This is a genomic window from Exiguobacterium sp. PHA03, assembly GCF_041945985.1.
In the GTDB taxonomy this organism is placed as follows: domain Bacteria; phylum Bacillota; class Bacilli; order Exiguobacteriales; family Exiguobacteriaceae; genus Exiguobacterium_A.
Window position 1 is genome coordinate 890912 of record NZ_JAUTYQ010000001.1, and the last position, 21039, is coordinate 911950.

At 47.7% G+C, this 21039-nt stretch carries 27 protein-coding genes and 1 riboswitch; of the genes, 11 read left to right on the forward strand and 16 right to left on the reverse strand.

Annotated features, from left to right (window positions below; translation table 11 throughout):
* Positions 1 to 86 precede the first annotated feature (86 nt).
* Positions 87 to 186, forward strand: a riboswitch (TPP riboswitch).
* Positions 187 to 285: 99 nt separating this feature from the next.
* From Q7C19_RS04735 to Q7C19_RS04750, 4 genes are read left to right on the forward strand one after another with little or no spacing between them, the layout of a single operon-like run.
* A complete protein-coding gene (locus Q7C19_RS04735; RefSeq protein WP_035407914.1) occupies positions 286 to 858 on the forward strand; it encodes an ECF transporter S component in 573 nt (190 codons plus the stop codon).
* Positions 855 to 2384, forward strand: coding sequence for an ABC transporter ATP-binding protein (locus tag Q7C19_RS04740; RefSeq protein WP_375091765.1), 1530 nt, complete (start codon positions 855 to 857; stop codon positions 2382 to 2384). Before Q7C19_RS04735 ends, Q7C19_RS04740 begins: the two co-directional genes overlap by 4 nt.
* The gene (locus Q7C19_RS04745) at positions 2356 to 3078 is read left to right on the forward strand and encodes an energy-coupling factor transporter transmembrane component T family protein (RefSeq protein ID WP_375091766.1); all 723 of its coding nucleotides are present in this window, start codon (positions 2356 to 2358) and stop codon (positions 3076 to 3078) included. Before Q7C19_RS04740 ends, Q7C19_RS04745 begins: the two co-directional genes overlap by 29 nt.
* Positions 3079 to 3133: 55 nt before the next feature.
* On the forward strand, positions 3134 to 4165 hold the full coding sequence (locus Q7C19_RS04750) for an NAD(P)/FAD-dependent oxidoreductase (RefSeq protein ID WP_375091767.1): 1032 nt from the start codon (positions 3134 to 3136) through the stop codon (positions 4163 to 4165).
* Between the two features lie 71 nt (positions 4166 to 4236).
* On the opposite strand, the gene Q7C19_RS04755 is transcribed toward Q7C19_RS04750, so the two are convergent.
* On the reverse strand, positions 4237 to 5046 hold the full coding sequence (locus tag Q7C19_RS04755) for an alpha/beta fold hydrolase (RefSeq protein ID WP_375091768.1): 810 nt from the start codon (positions 5044 to 5046) through the stop codon (positions 4237 to 4239).
* A 154-nt stretch (positions 5047 to 5200) separates the two neighbouring features.
* Between Q7C19_RS04755 and Q7C19_RS04760 the strand changes: the two genes are divergently transcribed.
* Complete coding sequence (locus Q7C19_RS04760) at positions 5201 to 6469, forward strand: hypothetical protein (protein WP_375091769.1); 1269 nt, start codon at positions 5201 to 5203, stop codon at positions 6467 to 6469.
* Positions 6466 to 7737 carry a hypothetical protein gene (locus tag Q7C19_RS04765; protein ID WP_375091770.1) on the forward strand — a complete coding sequence of 424 codons (1272 nt, stop codon included), beginning with the start codon at positions 6466 to 6468 and terminating at the stop codon, positions 7735 to 7737. Before Q7C19_RS04760 ends, Q7C19_RS04765 begins: the two co-directional genes overlap by 4 nt.
* 1 nt (position 7738) lies before the next feature.
* Here the strand turns inward: Q7C19_RS04765 and Q7C19_RS04770 are convergent, their stop codons facing one another.
* From Q7C19_RS04770 to Q7C19_RS04785, 4 genes are all read right to left on the reverse strand, one after another.
* Complete coding sequence (locus Q7C19_RS04770; protein ID WP_308101559.1) at positions 7739 to 7975, reverse strand: hypothetical protein; 237 nt, start codon at positions 7973 to 7975, stop codon at positions 7739 to 7741.
* A 115-nt stretch (positions 7976 to 8090) separates the two neighbouring features.
* Positions 8091 to 8420 carry an antibiotic biosynthesis monooxygenase gene (locus tag Q7C19_RS04775; protein WP_035407890.1) on the reverse strand — a complete coding sequence of 110 codons (330 nt, stop codon included), beginning with the start codon at positions 8418 to 8420 and terminating at the stop codon, positions 8091 to 8093.
* 32 nt (positions 8421 to 8452) lie between these two features.
* Positions 8453 to 9076, reverse strand: a complete 624-nt coding sequence (locus tag Q7C19_RS04780) for a hypothetical protein (RefSeq protein ID WP_375091771.1) — start codon at positions 9074 to 9076, stop codon at positions 8453 to 8455.
* On the reverse strand, positions 9073 to 9504 hold the full coding sequence (locus Q7C19_RS04785) for a GNAT family N-acetyltransferase (protein WP_375091772.1): 432 nt from the start codon (positions 9502 to 9504) through the stop codon (positions 9073 to 9075). The genes Q7C19_RS04780 and Q7C19_RS04785 overlap by 4 nt, the downstream gene beginning before the upstream one ends.
* A gap of 44 nt (positions 9505 to 9548) precedes the next feature.
* On the opposite strand from Q7C19_RS04785, the gene Q7C19_RS04790 reads away from it, so the two are divergent.
* Positions 9549 to 10334: a pentapeptide repeat-containing protein gene (locus Q7C19_RS04790; protein ID WP_214853877.1), complete on the forward strand. Its 786-nt coding sequence runs from the start codon at positions 9549 to 9551 to the stop codon at positions 10332 to 10334.
* Between the two features lie 70 nt (positions 10335 to 10404).
* Here the strand turns inward: Q7C19_RS04790 and Q7C19_RS04795 are convergent, their stop codons facing one another.
* Entirely contained in the window at positions 10405 to 11106 is a 702-nt protein-coding gene (locus Q7C19_RS04795) for a nucleotidyltransferase domain-containing protein (RefSeq protein WP_035407881.1), read from the reverse strand.
* 10 nt (positions 11107 to 11116) lie between these two features.
* A complete protein-coding gene (locus tag Q7C19_RS04800; protein WP_035407879.1) occupies positions 11117 to 11590 on the reverse strand; it encodes a hypothetical protein in 474 nt (157 codons plus the stop codon).
* A gap of 199 nt (positions 11591 to 11789) precedes the next feature.
* Between Q7C19_RS04800 and Q7C19_RS04805 the strand changes: the two genes are divergently transcribed.
* Positions 11790 to 12359 (forward strand): recombinase family protein, encoded by a 570-nt coding sequence (locus Q7C19_RS04805; protein WP_035407877.1) that lies wholly within the window; start codon positions 11790 to 11792, stop codon positions 12357 to 12359.
* 26 nt (positions 12360 to 12385) lie between these two features.
* On the opposite strand, the gene Q7C19_RS04810 is transcribed toward Q7C19_RS04805, so the two are convergent.
* Positions 12386 to 12793 (reverse strand): hypothetical protein, encoded by a 408-nt coding sequence (locus Q7C19_RS04810; RefSeq protein WP_035407875.1) that lies wholly within the window; start codon positions 12791 to 12793, stop codon positions 12386 to 12388.
* A gap of 145 nt (positions 12794 to 12938) precedes the next feature.
* On the opposite strand from Q7C19_RS04810, the gene Q7C19_RS04815 reads away from it, so the two are divergent.
* On the forward strand, positions 12939 to 13322 hold the full coding sequence (locus tag Q7C19_RS04815; protein WP_035407873.1) for a hypothetical protein: 384 nt from the start codon (positions 12939 to 12941) through the stop codon (positions 13320 to 13322).
* A gap of 16 nt (positions 13323 to 13338) precedes the next feature.
* Here Q7C19_RS04815 and Q7C19_RS04820 read toward each other — a convergent pair whose 3' ends face one another.
* Positions 13339 to 13866, reverse strand: coding sequence for a hypothetical protein (locus Q7C19_RS04820; RefSeq protein ID WP_290750514.1), 528 nt, complete (start codon positions 13864 to 13866; stop codon positions 13339 to 13341).
* Between the two features lie 110 nt (positions 13867 to 13976).
* Between Q7C19_RS04820 and Q7C19_RS04825 the strand changes: the two genes are divergently transcribed.
* Complete coding sequence (locus Q7C19_RS04825) at positions 13977 to 14576, forward strand: TetR/AcrR family transcriptional regulator (protein ID WP_035407868.1); 600 nt, start codon at positions 13977 to 13979, stop codon at positions 14574 to 14576.
* Positions 14577 to 14616: 40 nt separating this feature from the next.
* Here the strand turns inward: Q7C19_RS04825 and Q7C19_RS04830 are convergent, their stop codons facing one another.
* From Q7C19_RS04830 to Q7C19_RS04860, 7 genes are all read right to left on the reverse strand, one after another.
* Positions 14617 to 15906: an MATE family efflux transporter gene (locus Q7C19_RS04830; protein ID WP_375091773.1), complete on the reverse strand. Its 1290-nt coding sequence runs from the start codon at positions 15904 to 15906 to the stop codon at positions 14617 to 14619.
* 384 nt (positions 15907 to 16290) lie between these two features.
* Entirely contained in the window at positions 16291 to 17199 is a 909-nt protein-coding gene (locus Q7C19_RS04835; RefSeq protein WP_375091774.1) for a methyl-accepting chemotaxis protein, read from the reverse strand.
* A gap of 121 nt (positions 17200 to 17320) precedes the next feature.
* Positions 17321 to 18079 (reverse strand): SDR family oxidoreductase, encoded by a 759-nt coding sequence (locus tag Q7C19_RS04840; RefSeq protein ID WP_375091775.1) that lies wholly within the window; start codon positions 18077 to 18079, stop codon positions 17321 to 17323.
* A gap of 124 nt (positions 18080 to 18203) precedes the next feature.
* Positions 18204 to 18641, reverse strand: a complete 438-nt coding sequence (locus Q7C19_RS04845; protein WP_035407860.1) for an Asp23/Gls24 family envelope stress response protein — start codon at positions 18639 to 18641, stop codon at positions 18204 to 18206.
* A 42-nt stretch (positions 18642 to 18683) separates the two neighbouring features.
* Complete coding sequence (locus Q7C19_RS04850; protein WP_290750526.1) at positions 18684 to 18890, reverse strand: DUF2273 domain-containing protein; 207 nt, start codon at positions 18888 to 18890, stop codon at positions 18684 to 18686.
* Positions 18891 to 18905: 15 nt separating this feature from the next.
* Complete coding sequence (amaP, locus tag Q7C19_RS04855) at positions 18906 to 19448, reverse strand: alkaline shock response membrane anchor protein AmaP (protein ID WP_290750529.1); 543 nt, start codon at positions 19446 to 19448, stop codon at positions 18906 to 18908.
* 282 nt (positions 19449 to 19730) lie between these two features.
* Positions 19731 to 20180, reverse strand: a complete 450-nt coding sequence (locus Q7C19_RS04860; protein WP_375091776.1) for a hypothetical protein — start codon at positions 20178 to 20180, stop codon at positions 19731 to 19733.
* A gap of 85 nt (positions 20181 to 20265) precedes the next feature.
* Between Q7C19_RS04860 and Q7C19_RS04865 the strand changes: the two genes are divergently transcribed.
* On the forward strand, positions 20266 to 20994 hold the full coding sequence (locus tag Q7C19_RS04865; protein ID WP_035407846.1) for an SDR family oxidoreductase: 729 nt from the start codon (positions 20266 to 20268) through the stop codon (positions 20992 to 20994).
* The last annotated feature ends 45 nt before the right edge of the window (positions 20995 to 21039 follow it).

Genomic DNA, 21039 nt, shown 5'->3' on the forward strand with positions numbered 1-21039 from the left:
CGATACGCCCTTTGCGGCGTATCGTTTTTTTGTGTCTTGACAACAGACGCTGGATTGCCTAAAGTGAACAGCGTATCACCTATTACCATATCCACTAGGGGAGCCCAATTGGCTGAGACGATTCACTTCGGACCCTTCGAACCTGATCTAGTTCATACTAGCGTAGGAAAGTGGAGCGATCACATCCAATGACTCCTGCTGCGCGCAGTTTTTCTGAGGACCGCTCTCTTTTTTACGGAGGGCGGTCTTTTTGGCGTCTCCCCCATTCAAAGGAGGACGTATCTAATGCAACACTGGAAAATGAAAGAAATCATGGTCATGATGATGCTCGCCGTCGCTTGCGGCGTCATCTATCTTGGTTGGTCAACACTCTGGTTGCCGATCTCAGCGATCTTCGGTCCTGTCGGTGCCAACTGGATGTTTGGCATCTGGATCATTGCGAGTCCGCTCGTCGCAGCAATCATTCAAAAGCCAGGTGCCGCTTTAATTGCGGAAGTCGTCGCGGCAGCCGTCGAACTGTTCACAGGTAGTCATTTTGGTTTATCCGCTCTTCTGATCGGAGTCTGCCAAGGACTTGGTGCGGAACTCGTCTTCGCGATGACGCGTTACCGTCGTTATGACACATGGACCTTGATGTTATCGGGTGTCGGAGCCGCGATTGGTAGCATCGTTTATAGTCTAATCGCGAACGGATTCGGTTACTACACAACGACGACGTTGCTTGCGACAACTGGCTTACAATTGATCAGCGGCGCATTACTCGGTGGCTTGCTTGCAGCCATTCTCGTCCGTCGCCTTGTTGCGACTGGTGTCTTGAACGGGTTTGCGGCAGGACGTGCGAAACGAGAAATCGCATGATTACTGTCGACGACCTCAGCATCCGCTATCCCGGTCAGATGAAATCGGTGCTCAATCATGTATCGCTGACGATTGAGCAAGGGACGACCCTTCTGCTCGGACGAAGTGGTAGTGGCAAGACGACATTACTTCATGCCCTTGCCGGACTGACACCGGAAACGATTGAAGTCGAACAGACTGGTACCGTTACCCGGTCCGGTTCGGTCGGAATCTTGTTTCAAAATCCAGAAGAACAGTTCTGCATGGAGACGATCGGACGCGAAATCGCTTTTAGTTTAGAAAATCGCTCGATTCCGCGCGTGGAGATGGATGAACGAATTGAACGCTTACTCGCACTCGTCGGTCTCCCCCTCCCCTTCTCGACACCGATCGCGAGTCTATCCGGTGGAATGAAACAGCGTCTCGCGCTCGCAGCGGTCCTAGCACTTGAGCCGACGATCTTATTACTCGATGAACCAACGGCTCAGATTGATCCAATCGGACAACATGAGCTGATGGCGTTGATTTTTCGGATTCAAAAAGAACACGATTTAACGATCGTCTTGATCGAACACCAACTCGATGTCTGTTTGTCGTACGTCGACCAGGTCGTCTTGCTTGAGGACGGATCGATTACTGCGACAGCAGATCCACGGGATCTGTTCCCCCAGGATTACAAAGAGCTTCAAACGAAAGGTATTGCCGTTCCCTCTTTGTATCCGTATACGTTAGAGACATTACCCATAGATGGACCGCAAGCGGCGCGACTTCATGTGCCTTCCCCCGTCGCTACAGCTGGTCGCTCTTTATTACACGTCTCTGCATTATCGACGAAAGCACCATATCCGCTGACCGATGCGACATTTTCCCTGCAGACAGGAGAATGGGTGATGCTGCTTGGGGCAAATGGATCCGGGAAAAGTACATTGCTTGCGACACTCGGGCGGTTGCTTCCCAATCGTGGAACGTATCAGCTCCAGGGACGTCCGGTTCATCGTTACTCCCGGCGTCGCTTTTATGAGCACGTTGGCTATGTCTTTCAACAACCGGATCTGCAGTTTCTTAAGCTGACGGTCGAAGCGGAAATCGACTGGAGCCACCGGGCAGCGACGAACGTTAAGCGCGCGGCGTTGCTCGAACGGCTGGAACTGACATCTGTCAAACAGCAGTCACCACTTGCTCTTAGTACGGGGCAACAACGACGGCTCAGCGTCGCAACGATGCTCGGACAAACGAAAGACTTATTGTTGCTCGATGAACCGACCTTCGGACAAGATGGATTGACGACACGACGCTTAATGGAACAGTTACAGATGGAACAACAGAACGGTACGACACTCGTCATGGCGACGCATGATATGGAGCTCGTCGCCCGGTATGCGGATCGTGTCCTCGTCATGGAGCAAGGACGGATTGCTTTTGACGGTCGCCCAAGCAAGTTATTCGCTGACGTTCCATTACTCGAGCACTGTCAGCTACAACGTCCACTTTCGTACCAATTCCAGGAGGTGAAACGTGATGCAAACGAACGTGTCCCCGTTTGCTAAACTCAATCCCGTCATTAAAGGAAGCGGATTGTTTTTGATCATGTTTGCCTTGATTGCAACGAATGACTGGGTCAAAACGTTAGTATTCCTGAGTTTTGCTATCACAATGCTACTCCTTTCCGGATGGGGTCCTTTGGATTTCTTGAAGCGACTTGCGCCGTATAGTCTATTATTCTTATTGACGTTCTGGATGATGGCGGCTTTCGGCAAAGGAACGAATACTCTTTGGTCGTTTGGTTGGTTTCATGTCACGTCGGAAAGCGTCGCGCACGGCTGGTTACTTGCCTTGCGGATGGCCACGTTCGTCTGCTTGAGCCTCGCTTTCGTCACGACGACCGACGCGACCCGTTTCGTAATGAGCTTGATCCATCAGGCGAAGTTATCGCCCCGCTTTGCTTACGGATTCCTTGCCGGGATTCGCTTTCTGCCGCAACTGGTCGAAGAAGTCCGCGTTTTGCGGCAAGTCCGGATGATTCGCAATGTGCACAGTCGCTTTCCTGGTGATGGATTTCTTTCAATTGGCTTACCGCTCTTCTCACGATCGATCCAGCGGGCAGAACGGATGGCGATTGCTCTCGAAGCCCGTCACTTTTCAGCAGAGCGAACGTATTACGAGGTACCGGTCGTTCAGCGTCAGGATATTATTTATCTCGTGGTCATCCTCCTATTCATCAGTCTTGTCTTTTGGCTATGATTACCGCCACCCGTATCCGGGTACACTCTAGCAAGACAGATTGAAGGAGAACGACATGAAACGTATCCTCTTGATTGGTGCAGGTCACGCTCACCTGCATTGCATTACAAACGGACCAACAGAAGACGTCGAGTGGCTGGTCCTGAACGCCTCGACGTACCAATATTACTCGGGCATGTACTCTGGACTTGCTGACGGAACATACGACATGGATGAGATGCGTATTGACGTCGCCGCCTTATGTCGTGCCTATGATAAACCATTCATCAAGGAGGCCGTCATCAAAATCGACCCTGTTGAAAAGGTCGTCTTCGCTGCATCCGGCAGACGTTACACCTATGACGTTGTCTCAACGAATATCGGCTCATTCGACTGGTCGGAAGATACGACGCGATTATCGATTAAACCGAACTACCGGTTACCGGATACATTAAAGCGACTGCAACAAGCAAAGCGTCCGGTCGTGATGGGGAGCGGAGCAGCTGCCGTCGAGATGGCGGTGTCCTTGAAAGCGGCGGGTGTACCGATCACATTGATCTCGGATCCAGATATCCTTTCTCGTCATCCGGCAGCGGAAGCCATTACGAGACGGTTAAAAGAACTCGAAGTGTACTGGATCCGGGAACGTCCTATAGATGACGAACTACCACTCCGCTTTACGCATCATCCACCAATCGAGTCAGATGCAATCATCCGCTTGACGGGTGCCAAAGCTCCGGCATTGTTTGCAGACAGCAATCTCTTCACGGAAGACGGATTTTTACTCGTCAATGAACAGTTACAAGCGCTCAATCATCCAAGTTTGTTTGCTGCGGGTGACGCGGCGACCCTCGTCGCCTACCCCGACATTCCGAAGAATGGTGTCACAGCTGTCCGACAAGCGCCAATTTTGCTTACGAACCTTTTACGATACCTAGAGGAAGAAGCACTGCAAACCTATCGTCCGCAAACGAACTATTTGACGATTTTATCGATGGGACCGCGTCATGCGGTTTCCCTATATGGTCGTCATTATTCAACTCACCCGTTCGGTTGGTACCTGAAGCGCTGGATCGATCAACGGTTCATGCGGAAGTATCGCTCTTAAAAGCGTGCGCCGGCGCACGCTTTTTCTGTACACAAAAACAAGCCATGGACGCGCGTCCATGGCTTGTTAGATTAATTTCCTTTAACGTACGTCAGTAATGTCTCGTTGAACTTCTCTTGTTCGTCAAGCAACATCCCGTGTCCACTCTCTTCGAAGACTTCGAGTCGTGCATGTGGGATTTCTTTTTGCATCTCTTCCGCAAACTCGAACGGACAGACTTGGTCTTTTTTACCGTGGATGATTAACGTATCGACTTTGATGTTTTCGAGTTTTCCACGTAAGTCTTCGTCACGCAAGGCGATTGCTGACTGAATCGTTCCGTGGGATGAAGCGGCGATGCTAAGACCATGGAACCATTGTTGCAGCGGTTCTGGATGTTCCTTCGCAAAGAAGATTTCACCGAATCCTTTGAGCATCGACGGACGATCCTGTTTCGTATCGGCAATCAAAGCATCGACTTCTTCTTTCGTCATCCCATATGGGTAGCCGTCACGTTGCGTAAAGACTGGTGCCGCAGCTCCAGCGAGAACAAGCTTACTGACTTTTGAATCCCCATATTGCAAGAGATAGGACAAGGCGATTCCTCCTCCCATCGAGAAGCCAAGCAACGCGACATTTGTTAATTTCAGCTGTTCGATGACTTCATTGACATCGGACGCCATCGTCTTATAGTCATATCCCGTTGCCGGTGCATCTGATTTGCCATAACCACGATAATCGATTCCGACGTAACGGTACCCTTCTTCGACGAGCAGGTTCTTTTGATACTCGAACATGTTGTTGTTTGCTGGCCAGCCGTGTAAAAAGACGACCGGTTGACCCGATCCGACATCCTCAACGTAAATCTTCGTGCCATCAACTGCTTGAATGAATGTACCCATCATAAAACCCCCATAGTAATAGATTGACCATGCATGCATCTATTATTCCCGAGTCGAGGGATGTCAAACATCTTAATGTTGAAACGTTATAGAAAATTCTGTCTATTATAGAAAATATGGTAAAATACAGACAATCGTATAGAGGAGGTTTTTCATGAGACGCTATATACATACTGGTATTCTCGCAGGAGCAGTTCTTCTTGCCGGATGCGGAAAAGAACGATACTTAGATCTTACATATGATGCCAATTACTGGGGTGGTATCTCGACTACCTTTGATGGTCAAGAGATACCGGATCTCCCGAAAAAACAAACGGCGGCTTTGTTGAAGGTTTGTCAGCAAAAACCTGACATGATGCGCTTGCCTGATCGATATGTGCAACACGAAGGATTTGATTTATACTTCCTGCCTCCGAGTGTCCAAGGGCGCGAGTTCCAACACGTCCGTTTCCTGTCAGACGAAAAAAAGGACTATCTGGCGTGTCAGCCGATTCGCCATGCGGATTATGCGATCCACCAAATCAAGCGCAGTGATTACCCATTCGTCGATTGGTCGAACCAACCGCTTAAAGCTAAATCGACAGACGTTCGCTTTAAACCTGTCCCAAAAGAAGTGATGGATCAACAAAAACAAGAAAATGAAGAAAGTAAAGACACGAAAGGACTTGGTCGTTACCTTTTCCCATCGTATCAATTGTCCTTACCACCGGAAGGACAATTCGTTCTCTTCATGAAAGACAAAAATAAGGATAAAGAACAAACACTTTTTGAGACGACCGAGTCCCGAGCCGGTTCCGAATTGAATTTAGCTTTTCGTGTCATTCCGAATAGTGGTTTGCAGCACACATCGATCGAACTCATGACCAGTGGTGATCGTATCGGAATTCCATCCGTCATTCAAGACCATGTAATGGGGCAATCGTATCAAATCAAGCGAAAACAACTTCCTGCTACGCTTTCAGTGGGACAGACGGTTCCTTTTGCGACTGTTTGGAAGAAAGAAGGAGGCAAAATCGTTCAAGAAACATCGCTATATATGCGTCTCAATCAGACCTACAAAAAACCTGCGAATTACAAATATGGCTTTCTTGATGCATCACCAACCACATATGTCGGCTACATTCACGAGTCACCAAAGCAGCTCGTCGATAACGATTTTAAATTCATCTCGGCCATTCCGGATAAACTAGCAAAAAAAATGGCTCAAGAATTAAAAGAGACCGATGTGATGGAGCCACAAGGAACAAAGCTGAAACAGAAAAAATTGACCTTGATCCGCAAAGGAAAAAGTCAAACGTTCGAACTATTCGAACGCAAACGAGCTAAAAAGCTTGAAATCTATGTGGTCAAACCGGGATCAAAGAAAGGTGCGAAGCTGTCAGGTACGACAAGTGAAGCACTTAGTGAGGTGCTCAATCAATGAATAAACGTTACTGGATCGGACTAACACTTGGTGCGACGCTAGCATTAAGCGGTTGCCAAAGTGACGCCCCGAATTTTAAATGGGATTACTTATCACAAATGTATGATGGAGGGCAATTCAACGAAAAAGAATCTCGCACTTTGTCAGCTAAAGAGCAAACCGTCATTCAAAAAACGTGTGCGTCTAAAGCGAGCGATACACCCGTCAATTACGCTGTCGGTAACATCTATTCCGTCATGATGACGAATCCGTTCGAAGATTATGATAGTCAAACCGTTCGTTACGTGAAAGCTGGGAAAAAGACGTATTTATATTGTCAGACATCGTCTAAAGATGGGTATTATCCGTTACCAAAGAAAGAAGACATCTTCAAGAATACTACTCTGACTCCACAACGGAAGAACTTTAGCATGAAGCCTGTTGTATTAAAAAAAGACGACTGGTTCAATCCTGATGAGAAGATCGCAGACCATTCTGCTCGAAAATTAGAACTTCCAGGATCAGGTTACCTCGTCATCGAGGCAACGGATGTCACAAAAAAAGATGCACGGACGACGACTTTCGCATACGCGAATTCTCTGACACCGTTCACCCGTGATGTCAATCTCTATCTCGTCTACAATCAACAATACGATTCGACATACGACGTTTCGGTTCGTATACCGCAGTTGTATGGTGGACGCCGTGCGGAACACCCGATCCATTCAATGAAACAACCAGGAAAGGTCCGATTCGTTCCGGGTGACGGCACGCCGGAGCATTATGGAACGGTCATCGCAACGGAGAAAAACGGACGCGAATTCCGCTACCAATTATCGATTCGCCATACGATGCAACAACCGACTGAACTCCAAGTCCAAGGACCGGATCGAACAACAGACGACGACGTTGCGGAAAACCAAAACGAGACACTGTTCCATCAAAAACAGTTTTCGCATATCCGTTTTGAAGAAGATGATCGAGGAAATCATTATTCGGAAAAAGATATTGATTGGGAAAACATGATCATGATGACAAGTGATGAATCCGGGAAATTAAAAAAAGCGATCAAGACGAGTGAACAGGCTGATGTGCGGGGCAAGAGGGCGAAGTGGAAATACTTGACGTTCCGAAAAGGCGTGACTGGTCAACAGTACGAAGTCTATCTTGATAAACGCGTCAAAAAGACTGACATCTACTTAAAGGATCCAAAGCGTGACGTATCAATCCACTTATCAGCAACGGGTCGTGACATCATCCTCCCTTTATTCGAGCAGTATGAAAAATGACTTATGTCATGAAGACGAGGTGTTGCAGTAAATAAATCAAGGAACACCAGAAGATGAAGGCGATCCCCTCTCGCAACCACTCTTTACGTGTCAACGGTTCACGTAAGAAGGAGACGCAAGCAAACAGTAAGACGAAGAAGTAGAGATAAATGAAGCCACCGCTCGTCAAGAAACCGAAGAGCAGGATCATACCACCGAGGACGGATAGGCTAGAGACGACAGGTTTACGATAGACCATGCGATGCCACCTCGTTTCATCTAGTTTGTTAGAATATACCCAGATTACGGTAAAACAATCTAATGTAATATTACACACAAGACCCCCGAGAAGAATTCTCTCAGGGGTCTTGTATTTATTCGGTTGCAGCGCTATGGTCGGCGACGATCGCATATTCCGTGACGGTATTCGACGTCACGAGCGGTTTGACTTCGGACGTTCCGTTATCTCGTTTATGGTGAACCCCTTTATACGCTTGACTCTCCTGCCATGCATGAAACGCCGCTTGATTCGACCATGTCGTCATGATCGTGACGATGTCTTCTTCTTCCTGACTGATATCGACGAGGACTTGCATCCGGTGGAACCCTTCCATCCGTTCAATTCCTTTCGTCGTCTTAAAACGCGCTGCGACTTGATCTGCTGCGCCCTTCACGACGTGTAGCTGATTCATGACGATCCACATGTTCTTTTCCCCCTTTTTTCGTCTTCAGTATACTAAAAGTCACGGGTCATAGAAAACGCAGATGCGTTTTCGCTTAATGACGTCAAGCGTTGGATCGTCTCTTTTCCATCCATACGCGTCGCGATCATTTCGAAGTAGAGCGTATGCGGGAAGGCATCCGGTAACGGTTGGATGGTATGGAAACGTTCCTGACCCGCGACGGTTAACGAGCGCTGCATCGGACGTAATGGTACTTCCCCATCAGCCGTCATCTTATACGGCTCGAACCGAATCGTTTTCATTTGTTTTGAGCCATTCATGCCGTAGGCGACGAGATACCGACCTTCCGGTGTCGCAAGTAACCGTCCCTCGAACCAATCCGCCTCCGTCGTCTGCTTGGTGCGAATGATTCGATCGATTCGTTGTGCCTCATCGGTTTGTTGCAGGAGCAGAAACAAGCGATCATGTTTCGCTTCAAGATATGCGACGGCATAATGTTCAGACAATCGTTCGACGAAGTAGACATCACGCGATTCGATCGACGTGTTCGTCATTTGTTTATATAACTTCGTGACCGTTTTTGCAGTGAAGGAAGGGGTCTCTGGACGCTGGTACATCCCCGTCAATGCTCCGAGTACTAATCCAATAACTAAGATAAAAAGAAGTTGGCGTTTCATCGGTCGACCTTCTTGACGAGCAGGTGATAGCTAGCACAAGGAGGATAATCATCGATTCGTCCGACTTCGATGAATCCCTGTCGTTCATAAAACGAGAGCGCTTGAAATGAAAAGGTCTCGACACGGATTCGGTCGATTCCTGCTTCTCGTGCCCATGTTTCCAATCGATGAAATAACGTCGTGCCGAGTCCACTTCCCCGCTCCTCCTTGACGACAAAGAACCATTCAATATGTAACCAGCCCCAATACGCATCTCCTGTGATGCCACCGATCGGTTGATCGTTTCGCTTCGCAAGCAGAGTGACGGCTTGTGTTCCATTTGACCGTTTTATGGCATGAAACGGCGAAGTCTCGACGTTATAGCGTCGCACCTGTTGTCTGATCCAATCTTGTCCGTCTTCATTTTCATTGAGTTGAAATTGCAGCATATCCGGACTCCTTTCTTGCTATAGTAGTAGTGGAGGTGAATACGATGGAACCTACATTCCAAATTGATTGTACAAATTGTTTTGGTTTATGTTGTACGGCACTCGCTTTTTCGAAATCCAGTGATTTCGGTCATGATAAACCGGAAGCGACACCGTGTCGCAATCTTGACGCGGATTACAGCTGCCGCATCCATGACCGGTTACGCGATAGCGGCTACAAAGGCTGTACCGTCTATGATTGTTTTGGTGCCGGGCAACATTTGTCACAGCGGACGTTTCAAGGCGATGATGCACCAAAGCGACGCCAAGCGATTTATGCTGCCTTCCCGAAGATGGTTCACTTGTTTGAGATGATGTGGTACGTAACGGACGGAAAACGTGATGTCACGCGTGACATCCACAATCAACTCGATGAGATGCTTGCCGCATTGACCCGATACGCTGCCTTACCGGCGGATCAATTTGCACGGCTTGACCTGATGTCAATCCGTCAAACCGTCCGACCCCTCCTTGAAATGATCGCTTCTCGTGTTCAAGTTCAGTATAGCGGAAGACGCGACCAGACACCACGCGACTGGGTCGGAAAACAGCTACAAGGACGAGATTTTTCAGGTGCCAGCGTTCAGAACCAGTGGTTGCTGGCGACGAACTTGTCGAATAGCCGTTTGTGCGGTGTCAACTTTCTCGGAGCTGATCTGCGAGACTGTAACGTCAAAGACGCGGATTTGACAGACGCGCTCTTTTTGACACAAGCACAAATCAATGCCGCAATCGGCAATGCAGCGACACAGTTACCGCCGCGTTTGCTCCGTCCGTCCCATTGGCGTTAAACAGAAGCGAACGATAAAGAGACACGTTTTCGGATCATCGACCGAAAACGTGTCTCTTTTTATATGCTTGTTATCTTTTGCCGAGCATAAAGCCGTCAAAATAACGCCCGCCAAACGGTGCGAGATAATCGTCGACTAACGCGATGACGGCTCGGCGGTCATTCGACTGATAATACAACTCAAAAGCCATTGTGTGTCGACTGGCATATTCTTCGTCAAACTCCGCAAGAGCACGAATTGTCCACTTCCCTTGTCCGATGTAGCGTTGATTGGCACGAAGGACGAATTCGATGCTCTGTTCATATAAACGTGATGCAATCGCTAGACCTTCTGCGCGGTTCGTCACACTCTCGAAGTCGTCGAGCAAGTCACTTAAAAAATAACGCGCGCGTTGTTGCTCCGGATTCGACCACGCAACAGGTCCATCCGCCAATTGTTGAACGGCTTCCTTGCGGATAGAGGCAAGGTGTGGATGATCCTCGATCGTCCAGCTGTCAGCAATCATGCGTTGCAAGGACGGGCGACCACGTTCCCGGTCACTCTCGAAAAAATGCGCGATCGTCTCAAAGGAATGGACGAATGCTTCGATCGGGACACCGTCATAGGTAAACGATTCCCGATATGCCTGCCGTCGCCTTGCTTCAAAGATGATTAAATCGACATCTGATTGTACGGTCGCTTGTCCTCGCGTATGACTACCGGCAAGTAAGACGGCACAATGATCCGGATAACGTGACGCGACGAGCGGCATGATCCAATCACACCACTCCATGCGTGTCCACTTAGTCTTCAACTTGTTCACCAATCCCGGAGAAGACGGCTAGTTCGTCACCCGGTACGGCAACGATCGTCGCGTCGGCTCGGTGTGGCGCGAGACCGATATCGATCGCCCACGATTCGTAATATGTATCCGATCCGTTCAGGACGAGCGTTTGTCCGTTACTGAAGGTCAAGAATAAATGTGGTGCCGTCTTGCCGATCCGGACACCCGTGATCCGTTCCGCGTGCAATGAGACGATCAAGTGTAGCATCTCTTCCTTTGTTGCATGGCGAACGACCCAATTCTGTGTCGTCTCGACATCACCATAAAATAGACGGTCCGTCTCGATCCGAAGTCGCAGTTCAGGCGCTGTCGTATCGAACAAATTGATGAATTCGAGCGTGACGTAGCCTGCGACATGAACCGTCGCCAATTGTGTTCCGATGAAATAGGTCGTCAAAAGCTGACGGGCGAGTTGATGATCTTCTTTGTTCATGATGAGCACCTCATTTAAAAAGAATGAATGGTATAAGGATGAGTCCGAGAAACTTACTTCCACTCAATTTACCACAAATTAGTCGATCCGAACATGAGAAGAAAGGCATGTTTTCGGTTTTCTACGGCACGAAGGTGAGAATACGGTATACTGATGAGGAACTGACGTCGATCGTGATCGACAGAGAGGAGCTCCATCCATGCAATATTTCTATATGAGACCCTATCCGGATGATCCAGACTGTTCTGCGCAACAAGCAGAGGCGGATCAGATTGATGTGACGGTACGTGTCGTTGAGGCCCATGATTCGGCCAAACGCCGGACGGAACTCGAACAGATGCTTGAGGCGCTGCAAGCGGGAGACGAAGTCATCGTCACGCATCTCTATGTCTTAGCAGACTCGACGCGGCACTTGATTGAGATGCTCGAACAAATGGAGACACGTGGCGCGACACTGTGGTCGCTCCGCGAACACATTCGCACGAGCGAACGGACATCTTTGTCGTTCCTTGAAACGGCCCGCCACCTGGTCCAGTTGCAAAGTGATGTCATCAGCATGTCAACGCGTGCCGGACTCTCAAAAGCAAAAGAGCAAGGAAAACAGACCGGTCGACCGCGGAAACCCGATGAAAATGTCCGCCGCGCGATTGCGATGTATCAAAGCAAAGAGTATTCGCTCGCTGATATCCGAGAACAGACCGGTATTAGTAAAAGTACGTTATACCGATATCTCGAAAGCGAGACGATCGATGCAACGGATAAAGGCTGACTCCATTGTGGAATCAGCCTTTTTTGTCAGCTATTTTGCTTTAATGTGTTGCCGAGCCATTTTTGGAGGGCTTTACCGCCTTCATAGAACGAACAATCCCGTAATTCATACGTATGACCGCCTTGTTCAATCAAGTCGAGGAACGTATTCCCGACGTCCCGGTTTTCCCATTTCCGCTGATCCGTCAAATACTTGAAGCCAAAGTTACACTCGACGTTGAAGATGATGTGGAAGGGTTCCTTGAAAGATTGGACGGCGCGGATCATCTCGATCAAAATCATTCGTTTTGGTGAAGACGCTTCGAACGTATCGAACAGTGTCGTCCGGCGTCCGTGAAACTCGATGACACGGATTGCGCGTCCTGTATCAGCTTTAAAGTCATAACTCGTCCGAATCGAGACGATGATTTCACGTTGGTCTGGTTGTACTGGCATGGTGTATCGCTTCCTTTCTCTCGGTCGATTATAGCATGGACCTGTTCAATTTTAATAGATGTCAACGACTCGGTCTCAAGAAGGATTGTCGTAACCCAAAATTTGTCTTATACTAAAATTACCAAATACATAAAGGAGCGTTTTCGTGAAACATCTATTTTCGATACTCCTCTCGGCGAGCCTCTTGTTCACGGGTTGCTACTGCACTCTCGACGAACGGACGGACGAGCCACACTTCAAATCACGTGCCCGCTCCATCTCCTCGTATCATACTTTCGACATCGAATACGCGAAAGGACTACGTAAGGAACAAGTCTCAAACCGTACGGTTACCGTGACGGATTCAAATGGTGAACGGATGCAAACGGAGATTGAAGTCCTAGACGGCAAAGAAATCCGAATCAAACCACCGCGTACTGGATATAAAAAAGGACGTCGCTACATCATCCATATTCTGGATTCAATCGACGCCCGGAAAGAAGTACATACGAATACGATTCGGGAACGAACCTTCACTGTCGACCGCTGACAGCCAAGGTTCGTTTTTATTTAGAGCGAGCTGGAAAAACGGTATAACTCATCGAGATGACGCCATCAATCACAAGAACGAGTCCCCACAGTTGTAACGTCCGCAAGAGGCTTTCGGTTTGTTCGGTATTTCCGAGCCAGAGAATCATTGCTCCGAGTAAGGCACCACCAATCAAGAATGCCAGGATGTGCCGATAGAATCCGTTGCGTTCCCGTCGCGCACGCGATATGCGTTCTTTTGCTACTTGTTCCCTGAGGATCACCCGGCGATACACCCCATCCGCCCAAGCAATCATCTGCTTCCCAAATGCGAGCGATACGCCGATGTAAATCGCAGCAAGTCCGTGTGCAAGCGTTGCTGTGCTACCGCGACTTAAGTCAAACAATGTTAAGACCAGTAAGACGATATCAATCACGGGTGACATCGCCATCAATCGAAAACCAAGCTTCTCTCGTCTGAATCCATAACGCACGATCAGTCCTGCGACGATGAATACCCAAAATAGAATTTCACAACAAACGATTGCCCAAGCGACGAGTTGCATCGTGATCCTCTCCTTTTTTAATACGACTGTATTATAAAGATAACATCACATTCGTCACTTGACTAGTCTTTTTAATACATTCGTGCTAAAAAAGCTGATATACTTAATGTATGCCAAAACAAGTCAATCACGAAGAACGAAAACGCCTCATCGCAAAAGCAACGTGGCGTACGATTTCTAATGTCGGTATCGAACAAGCTAGCGTCCGGACGATCGCCAAGGAAGCAGGTCTGTCCCTTGGTGCCTTACGGTATTATTTCACGACCCAAGAAGAATTGCTCCGTTTCTCGATGCAACTCGTTCAAGAACGGGTCCAAGAACGCATTACAACCATTTTCGAGAGAGGAGGAACACCAGAAGAGACGTTATGCAACGTCTTACTAGAAGTCTTGCCGTATGCACCTGAGCATCAGCTTGAGATGCAGGTCTGGTTCCAATTCATGATGTCTGCATATGCGTCTCAATCAACAGAGAATCCAGACGACATTTACCACATGTGTCTGGTATTACTGACACGGATTCCGGACGGTACGTTCCGAGCAGATATAGACATCGAGCTTGAGAGCGAACGTCTCGCAGCACTCGTTGATGGATTAGCCTTTCATGCGCTGTTTCGACCAGAACGTCTCCCGAAAGAACGATTGCGTCATGTCCTTGTCCATCACTTGAATGCCCTATTCGTCCGCCCTTTAGCGATCGACGACAAATAACCCGAAGTTCCTTCATCTGCATGAGGGAATTTCGGGTTATTCATTGTTTCGCTTCTACGAGGATCAACGATAAGGAGCGGATTAAAAAGAACGTCAGAAATGCTGCCCAGACTCCTTGATTGTCAAAACTTGATGTCGACAGCAGCACAATCGCAAAACCGATCCCTGCTTGAATCATCGAGTTCCGGACTGGAGTTGCCTCGACACGACCAGCAAAGATTCCTTCGTAAATCATCGCCCACCCGGCAATCAGCGGTAGGATGATGATCCAGAGATAATAGTCGCGCGCCGCGTCTAGGATCGCTTCTTCTGAAGTGAACAACTGAAGCAGCGGTGTTTCAAGGAATAGGAGCACAAGTGACCAGAACACGACTGAGTAGAATCCGAACGTCCGTGCCAAACGGACACTCGTCCGGTATGCTTCCTGATTTTGATGCCCTCTCGCCCGACCGACAAGAACGGTTGACGCATGACCGAGTCCACCGAACCAATAGGAGATCAGATACTGAATCTGCAGTAGGATCGCATTGGCTGCAAGGATATCTGGTCCGAATTGTCCTCCCGCTCGTGTAAACCAGCCGGTAACGAGTAACAGGAAAATCGTTCGAATGAATAAATCTCGATTGACACGAAAGAATTGACGGTAGGCGTGCCAATCCGTCAAGGCACGCAGTTCGTCGCGCGTCATCGACAAATGACTCCGAATCAGATAGAGACTGCAGGCGACAATGCTGATTTCCGCGATGACGGTCGCAAGCGCAATTCCAGCAACACCGGTGTTCAATCCGTAGACGAATCCAATATCGAGTACGACGTTGACCCCGATACTGAATAATTGGACGAATAAAGCATGTTTAACTTGTCCCGTTCCGATTAACCAGCCAAGTAACGCATAACCCATCAAGACGAACGGTGCGCCAATCATCCGGTACGAGATGTATGTCTTGACTGCATCCAGCAAATCAGCGGGTGGCGCAAGTAAATAGAGTCCAATCTGTTCAAGCGGCTGGCGGAATAACAAAATGAGCAAACCGATACAAGCTGCTAGGAACAGCGGTCGGTAGAGCGAAATCCGTAAGGCATGGGCGTCATTCGCGCCGCTTGCCTGAGCACTGAATCCTGTCGTACTGACTTTTAAAAAGCCGAACAACCAGTAGATTGTATTGAAGAAGACGGCACCAACAGCAATGCCACCGATCGCGCGCGGATCACCCGATTGACCGATGACGACCGTATCGGTCACACCAAGCAACGGTGTCGCAATACTTGAGAGAATGAGCGGATAGGCAAGTAACCAAAACGTTTTGTGGTTCGGTTGAGTACTCACCATACTAGTTGGACCTTCATATGTAAGACAAATGATGTAGTAGTTGGTTCAAAAATCATTGGTTCACATCCTTTCAAAGTAATTTTCGAACATACAAGGTATGTAAGCCCTAAGGATATCAAACTCTTTTTCTAAAGACTATGGTTTTAGTAGCATGAACCAATTGTATAGATTAAACTTTATGTCGGATTTAAAATTATAAGAGTAAATTTGGTAAGTGAAATAAATAGTGTGATATTTTCTTTATTTGCGATCTTTTCGTATTCTTTTTCTACCTCTATAACAGCATTGCATTGCTAATTGTTTGCCATATTTTTTTGTAAATGCATAAAAAGAAGCCGGACCTAGGGTCTGACTTCTTAAGTCTATTTAAATAGTGTCACTCGTTCATAAGACATCGACGAATTGTTTTGCCTGGTGCTCCAGTTGTTTCGCAGAATCAGCCAATTGATCGAACTCACTCACCGTATGTTCAAGCTGACCGGTACTGTCCTTTACCTTGCTTGAAATCCGTTCGATACTGTGCGAGACCTCCTTGATCCGCTCAACGATCCCTTCGATATTCTCCTTGATTTCTCCGATCGAATGCGAGACTTTATTCGACAGGTTTCGGACTTCGGTCGCGACGACATCGAATCCGCGTCCATGTTCTCCAGCACGTGCTGCCTCAATGGCCGCATTCAAGGCGAGTAGATTCGTCTGCGCGGCAATTTCACGGATCGTCTTGACGATGTCAGTGATCGAGTTTGCATCTTTACGCAAGGCGACAAGACTCGATAAGTTCTCGACGGATTCCGACTCGATTTGTTGGACAGTCGCAAGAACGTTCAAACCGTCTTGTCGACCACTTTCCGATTTGACCGTCAAGAAGGCTGATGTCTCGTTGAGTTCGGCCGCCATTCGTAAAACGTCCTGCTGGCGAATCGTGATGTCCGATGCAATTTTCGAGACCCCGACGACCCGACGTCCGTCATCCGAGTAAATCGGCATATATGTCGCTTCGAGCCACTTCTGTTGTCCGTCAGCAGTCCGGCGTTCAATCTTATCCTGATACGTGATGCCTTGCATCAATTTTCGCCAAAACAACTCGTACTCTGGACTATTAACGAAAGCCGGAAAACAGAGATCACGATGGTATTTACCGATTAACTCTTCCACTTCGTACCCCATCGTCCGGGCAAACAACTCATTTACGTATGCGACTTTGCGTCGATCGTCAAAACGAATGATGGCTAGATTTTGTTCGATTGCCCGGATGACTTGTGTGTCGGTGACCTGTGTTACTTGCTCACGCATCGACATGCCGATTCCTCCCTGGATTCAAACTAAGGTCATGATTTACCTATTGTCATATTATCCCTTATATCGACAAGTTCCTGCTATTTTAAATTAAAATCTAGTAAATAAAGTATTCAATTTAATACGCACTCCATCCCCCATCTGCGACGACGATTGCCCCGTTGATGAAACTCGCCTCGTCGGACACGAGAAATAATGCCAAATTTGCGATTTCATTCGGCTGACCGGCTCGTGGATTGAGACCCATGCCAAGCATCGCGCGCCCCATCCCGAATTCATTCAGGTTCGACATCGATTGTCCGATGTTCGTCTCGACAGCGCCAGGTGCGATTCCGTTACAGCGAATACCATCTCCGGCATAAAAGAAGGCGGTATTCTTCGTCAGACCGATGACGGCATGTTTGGAAGCCGTATAGGCTGCTCCTGCTCGGGCACCGTTCAGACCGCCAATCGAGATGTTGTTCAGAATCACGCCACCTCCGACTTCTTTAAAGTGTTTGACCGCTTCGCGCATCAGACGCATCGTTCCTGTCGTATTGACTGCAAGGATATGGTCCCAACGTTCATCTGAGATGTCTGCCACGCCCTCCATCCCGTCCATGATCCCGGCATTATTGACGAGAATGTCCAGTTTACCGAAAGCGTCGATTGCTTGTTTGATGAGTTGTCCTGCTGCCTTTTGTTGTGCGATATCACTCGCAACAGCCATCGCTTCTCCGCCCGCTTCCTTGATTTCAGAGACGACCCGTTCAACGGTTTCCAATCGAATGTCCGCTGCGACGATTCGTGCGCCTTCTTGTGCAAACAATTTTGCCATGGCTTCACCCATTCCTGAGCCGGCTCCGGTGACGATGATCGTTTTTCCTGTTAGTCGCATCTTGAATCATCCTTTCGTCTATCATGATACTAATCTATTCCCGTTCTCATCATCAAATGTATCAAACGTCATGTCGATTCCATGAAAAAAAGACCCGACGAGTTTGTCGGGTCTTTCGACTTGCTTATTGCAGTTCGCGGCTTTTTTCTTCTTGTTCGTTGTTCGATTTATTTTTAGCTTCGAACTCGGCACGTGTCATGACGTCCTCGACATGCATATTGACTTCAACGACTTCAAGGCCTGTCATGTCACTGATTGATTTTTTGATTTTAGCGACTGTCTCTTGGAAAATTGACGGAATATTTTTACCGTATTCGACGATGACTTTCAAATCGAGTGCGACTTGACGTTCTCCCACTTCAGCGCCAATTCCTTTTGTGATGTCTTCCGTGCTCCGGAGACGATCCGTCAGTCCACTCATGAATCCACCACTCATTGACAAGATGCCTGTCACTTCGTTCGACGCGATCCCAGCAATTTTTTTGATGACTTGATCTTCGAATGTCAATTTATTCTCGCGTACCACTTCGTTTTCAGTTGTTGGGTTTACTTCGTTTGCCATTTGAAATCTCTCCTTTTAAATGTTTAGTAAGTTATATATGAATCAGTCCTTTTGAAAGAACTGAATCCACCCTTCAATGTCGAGCGCACCATCGCGCCATTTTCCAATTAAAAATCCAATTGCTGCGAAGGCAACGATAAGGATTGTCGGACCAAAGCCAATCGTCAGGAATAAGATGGCGAGGATTAGACCGGCAAGTCCCCCGATCAGTCGGAACCGATACGGATAGAGTGCTTCTCTTGTCTTCATGTTCCCTCTCCTCCTTTAGACGACACGTTCCGATGTTTTCGTTTTCGTGTCACTGATCGTGACTTTCGTACTCGTTACTGGCAACTCAAGTAAGGATTCGACAGCTTGTTTAGCTCGTTCTTGAATATCCTTCGCAATCGTCGGTAACCCATCTTGTCCAAAGACCGAGCAGTCGACTTTTAAAGCGACCGTTTCTTTTTTCGAATGGATATCGGCATGGACACGCGGTGTCCGTACACCACCGATCCCACGAATCGACTCTAAAGCCGTCCGTTCGATCGTCTCCTTCGAAATCGTAATCGTTCCGTCACCCGTTTGAATCAACAGTCGTTGACCTTTCGAGCGGCTAAATAATCCTGTGAATAATAGAATGACGAATACGAATGCTAAAAATCCTCCAATGGATAGAACGGTATAGCTATACCATTGCTGATCCTGCCACTGCTCGATTAACGAACTAAGCCGTGGAACATCATACACACCGAGCACAAGCAGCCCGACACTGATTAGTCCGAGTATGCCTATGATGACGAGTAAGAATCGATTGAACCCATTCATCTGCACCTCTCCTTTACGATTATTAACTTCTTTCACCTAGGTGATTCAACACATGAAATATTATGTGTATGGTGTGTCTATTCCCGTTCATTAGAACCCGAAACATCTAAATACACTTTCGTTAAAATGTTCATATATTCTGATTATTCAGACTAAATCAATCAAAACTAGTGCTTTATTTACTATATTTCACGAAAAAAACCTCTTCCAACTTAAGAAGAGGTCAGTATTCGATTTATTTATCATTAAACATATATCCTGTCAATATGTTTTTTCTGTTTTTCATTTCACATCAATTGGAAAGGCAAAATCGCCATTACCTTCTTTCCAATCGGCTTTAATCTGATAGACATACTTTCCGGGAGTCGAAGGAACGGTAATCCGCTCAATCTTCTTATATGTTTTCATCTCTTTATGATCTTTGACCGACCATAAGACCATCGCGACGGACTTCGGAGCTGGTCCGTCTTCAAAACGAATCGTCAATCGATCTTCAGGATTGGCTCGCGTACTCGAATCACCTTTTACTAAATCGACGGCTTCGGCCTTTGCATCAGCTGTTTCCCCGCGAAACATGCCTGACCAACTATAGGTACCTCTATAAACCTTTACTTCACGGTTTTCGATTGTCACGGTAGGTTCTGGTGGTTGATGTCGAAATGGATCACGTGAAAAAAACCATCCGACTGCAATCGCAATCATAATCAATCCAATAAATAGAAAACGTTTCATAGACAAACCTCCTACGTGATGTTTTTAAATCAACAAAAGCGGCAATATCTCTCAAGGAGTACGTTATTCAGAAGGAGGAGTTCAGATGATTCAAGATAAAGTCGTCATCATTACAGGGGCATCAAGCGGTATCGGGGAAGCAACCGCGAAAGAACTTGCGAAACAAGGAGCAAAACTCGTTCTTGCGGCACGTCGGGAAGATCGTTTGCAAGAGCTTGTCAAAGCGGTTGAAGCTGAAGGTGGTCAAGCCGTTTATCAAGTGACGGATGTTACCGATCGTGAGCAAGTTGATGCGCTCGCAAAACTTGCGAAAGACAAGTTTGGTTCTGTTGATGTCATCGTCAACAACGCTGGATTAATGCCACTATCGCACCTCCATAAGAATCAGCAGGACGAATGGAACACGATGGTCGATGTCAACATTAAAGGCGTCCTCCATGGAATCGGAGCAGTCCTGCCGTATATGCGCGAACAAAAAAGCGGACATGTCATCAACATCTCTTCTGTCGCCGGTCATGAAGTCATGCCGTCGAGCGCCGTCTACAGCGGTACGAAATTCGCGGTGCGCGCCATCACGGAAGGTCTTCGTAAGGAAGAATCGGTCGACAATCACATCCGTGCAACAATCATCTCACCGGGAGCGGTCGATACGGAATTGAAGGACCATATCTCGGATGAAGAGATCAAACAAGGAATTGGTGACTTGAAAGCCATTGATGCGAGCGCGATTGCGCGTGCCATCGCATATGCTGTCAACGAACCAGAAGATGTCGCGGTCAACGAGATCTTAATTCGTCCGACAGCGCAACGTTAATTGAATGTAGATGTGTAGACAGGACCCCTCATTAGCAAAACAGCT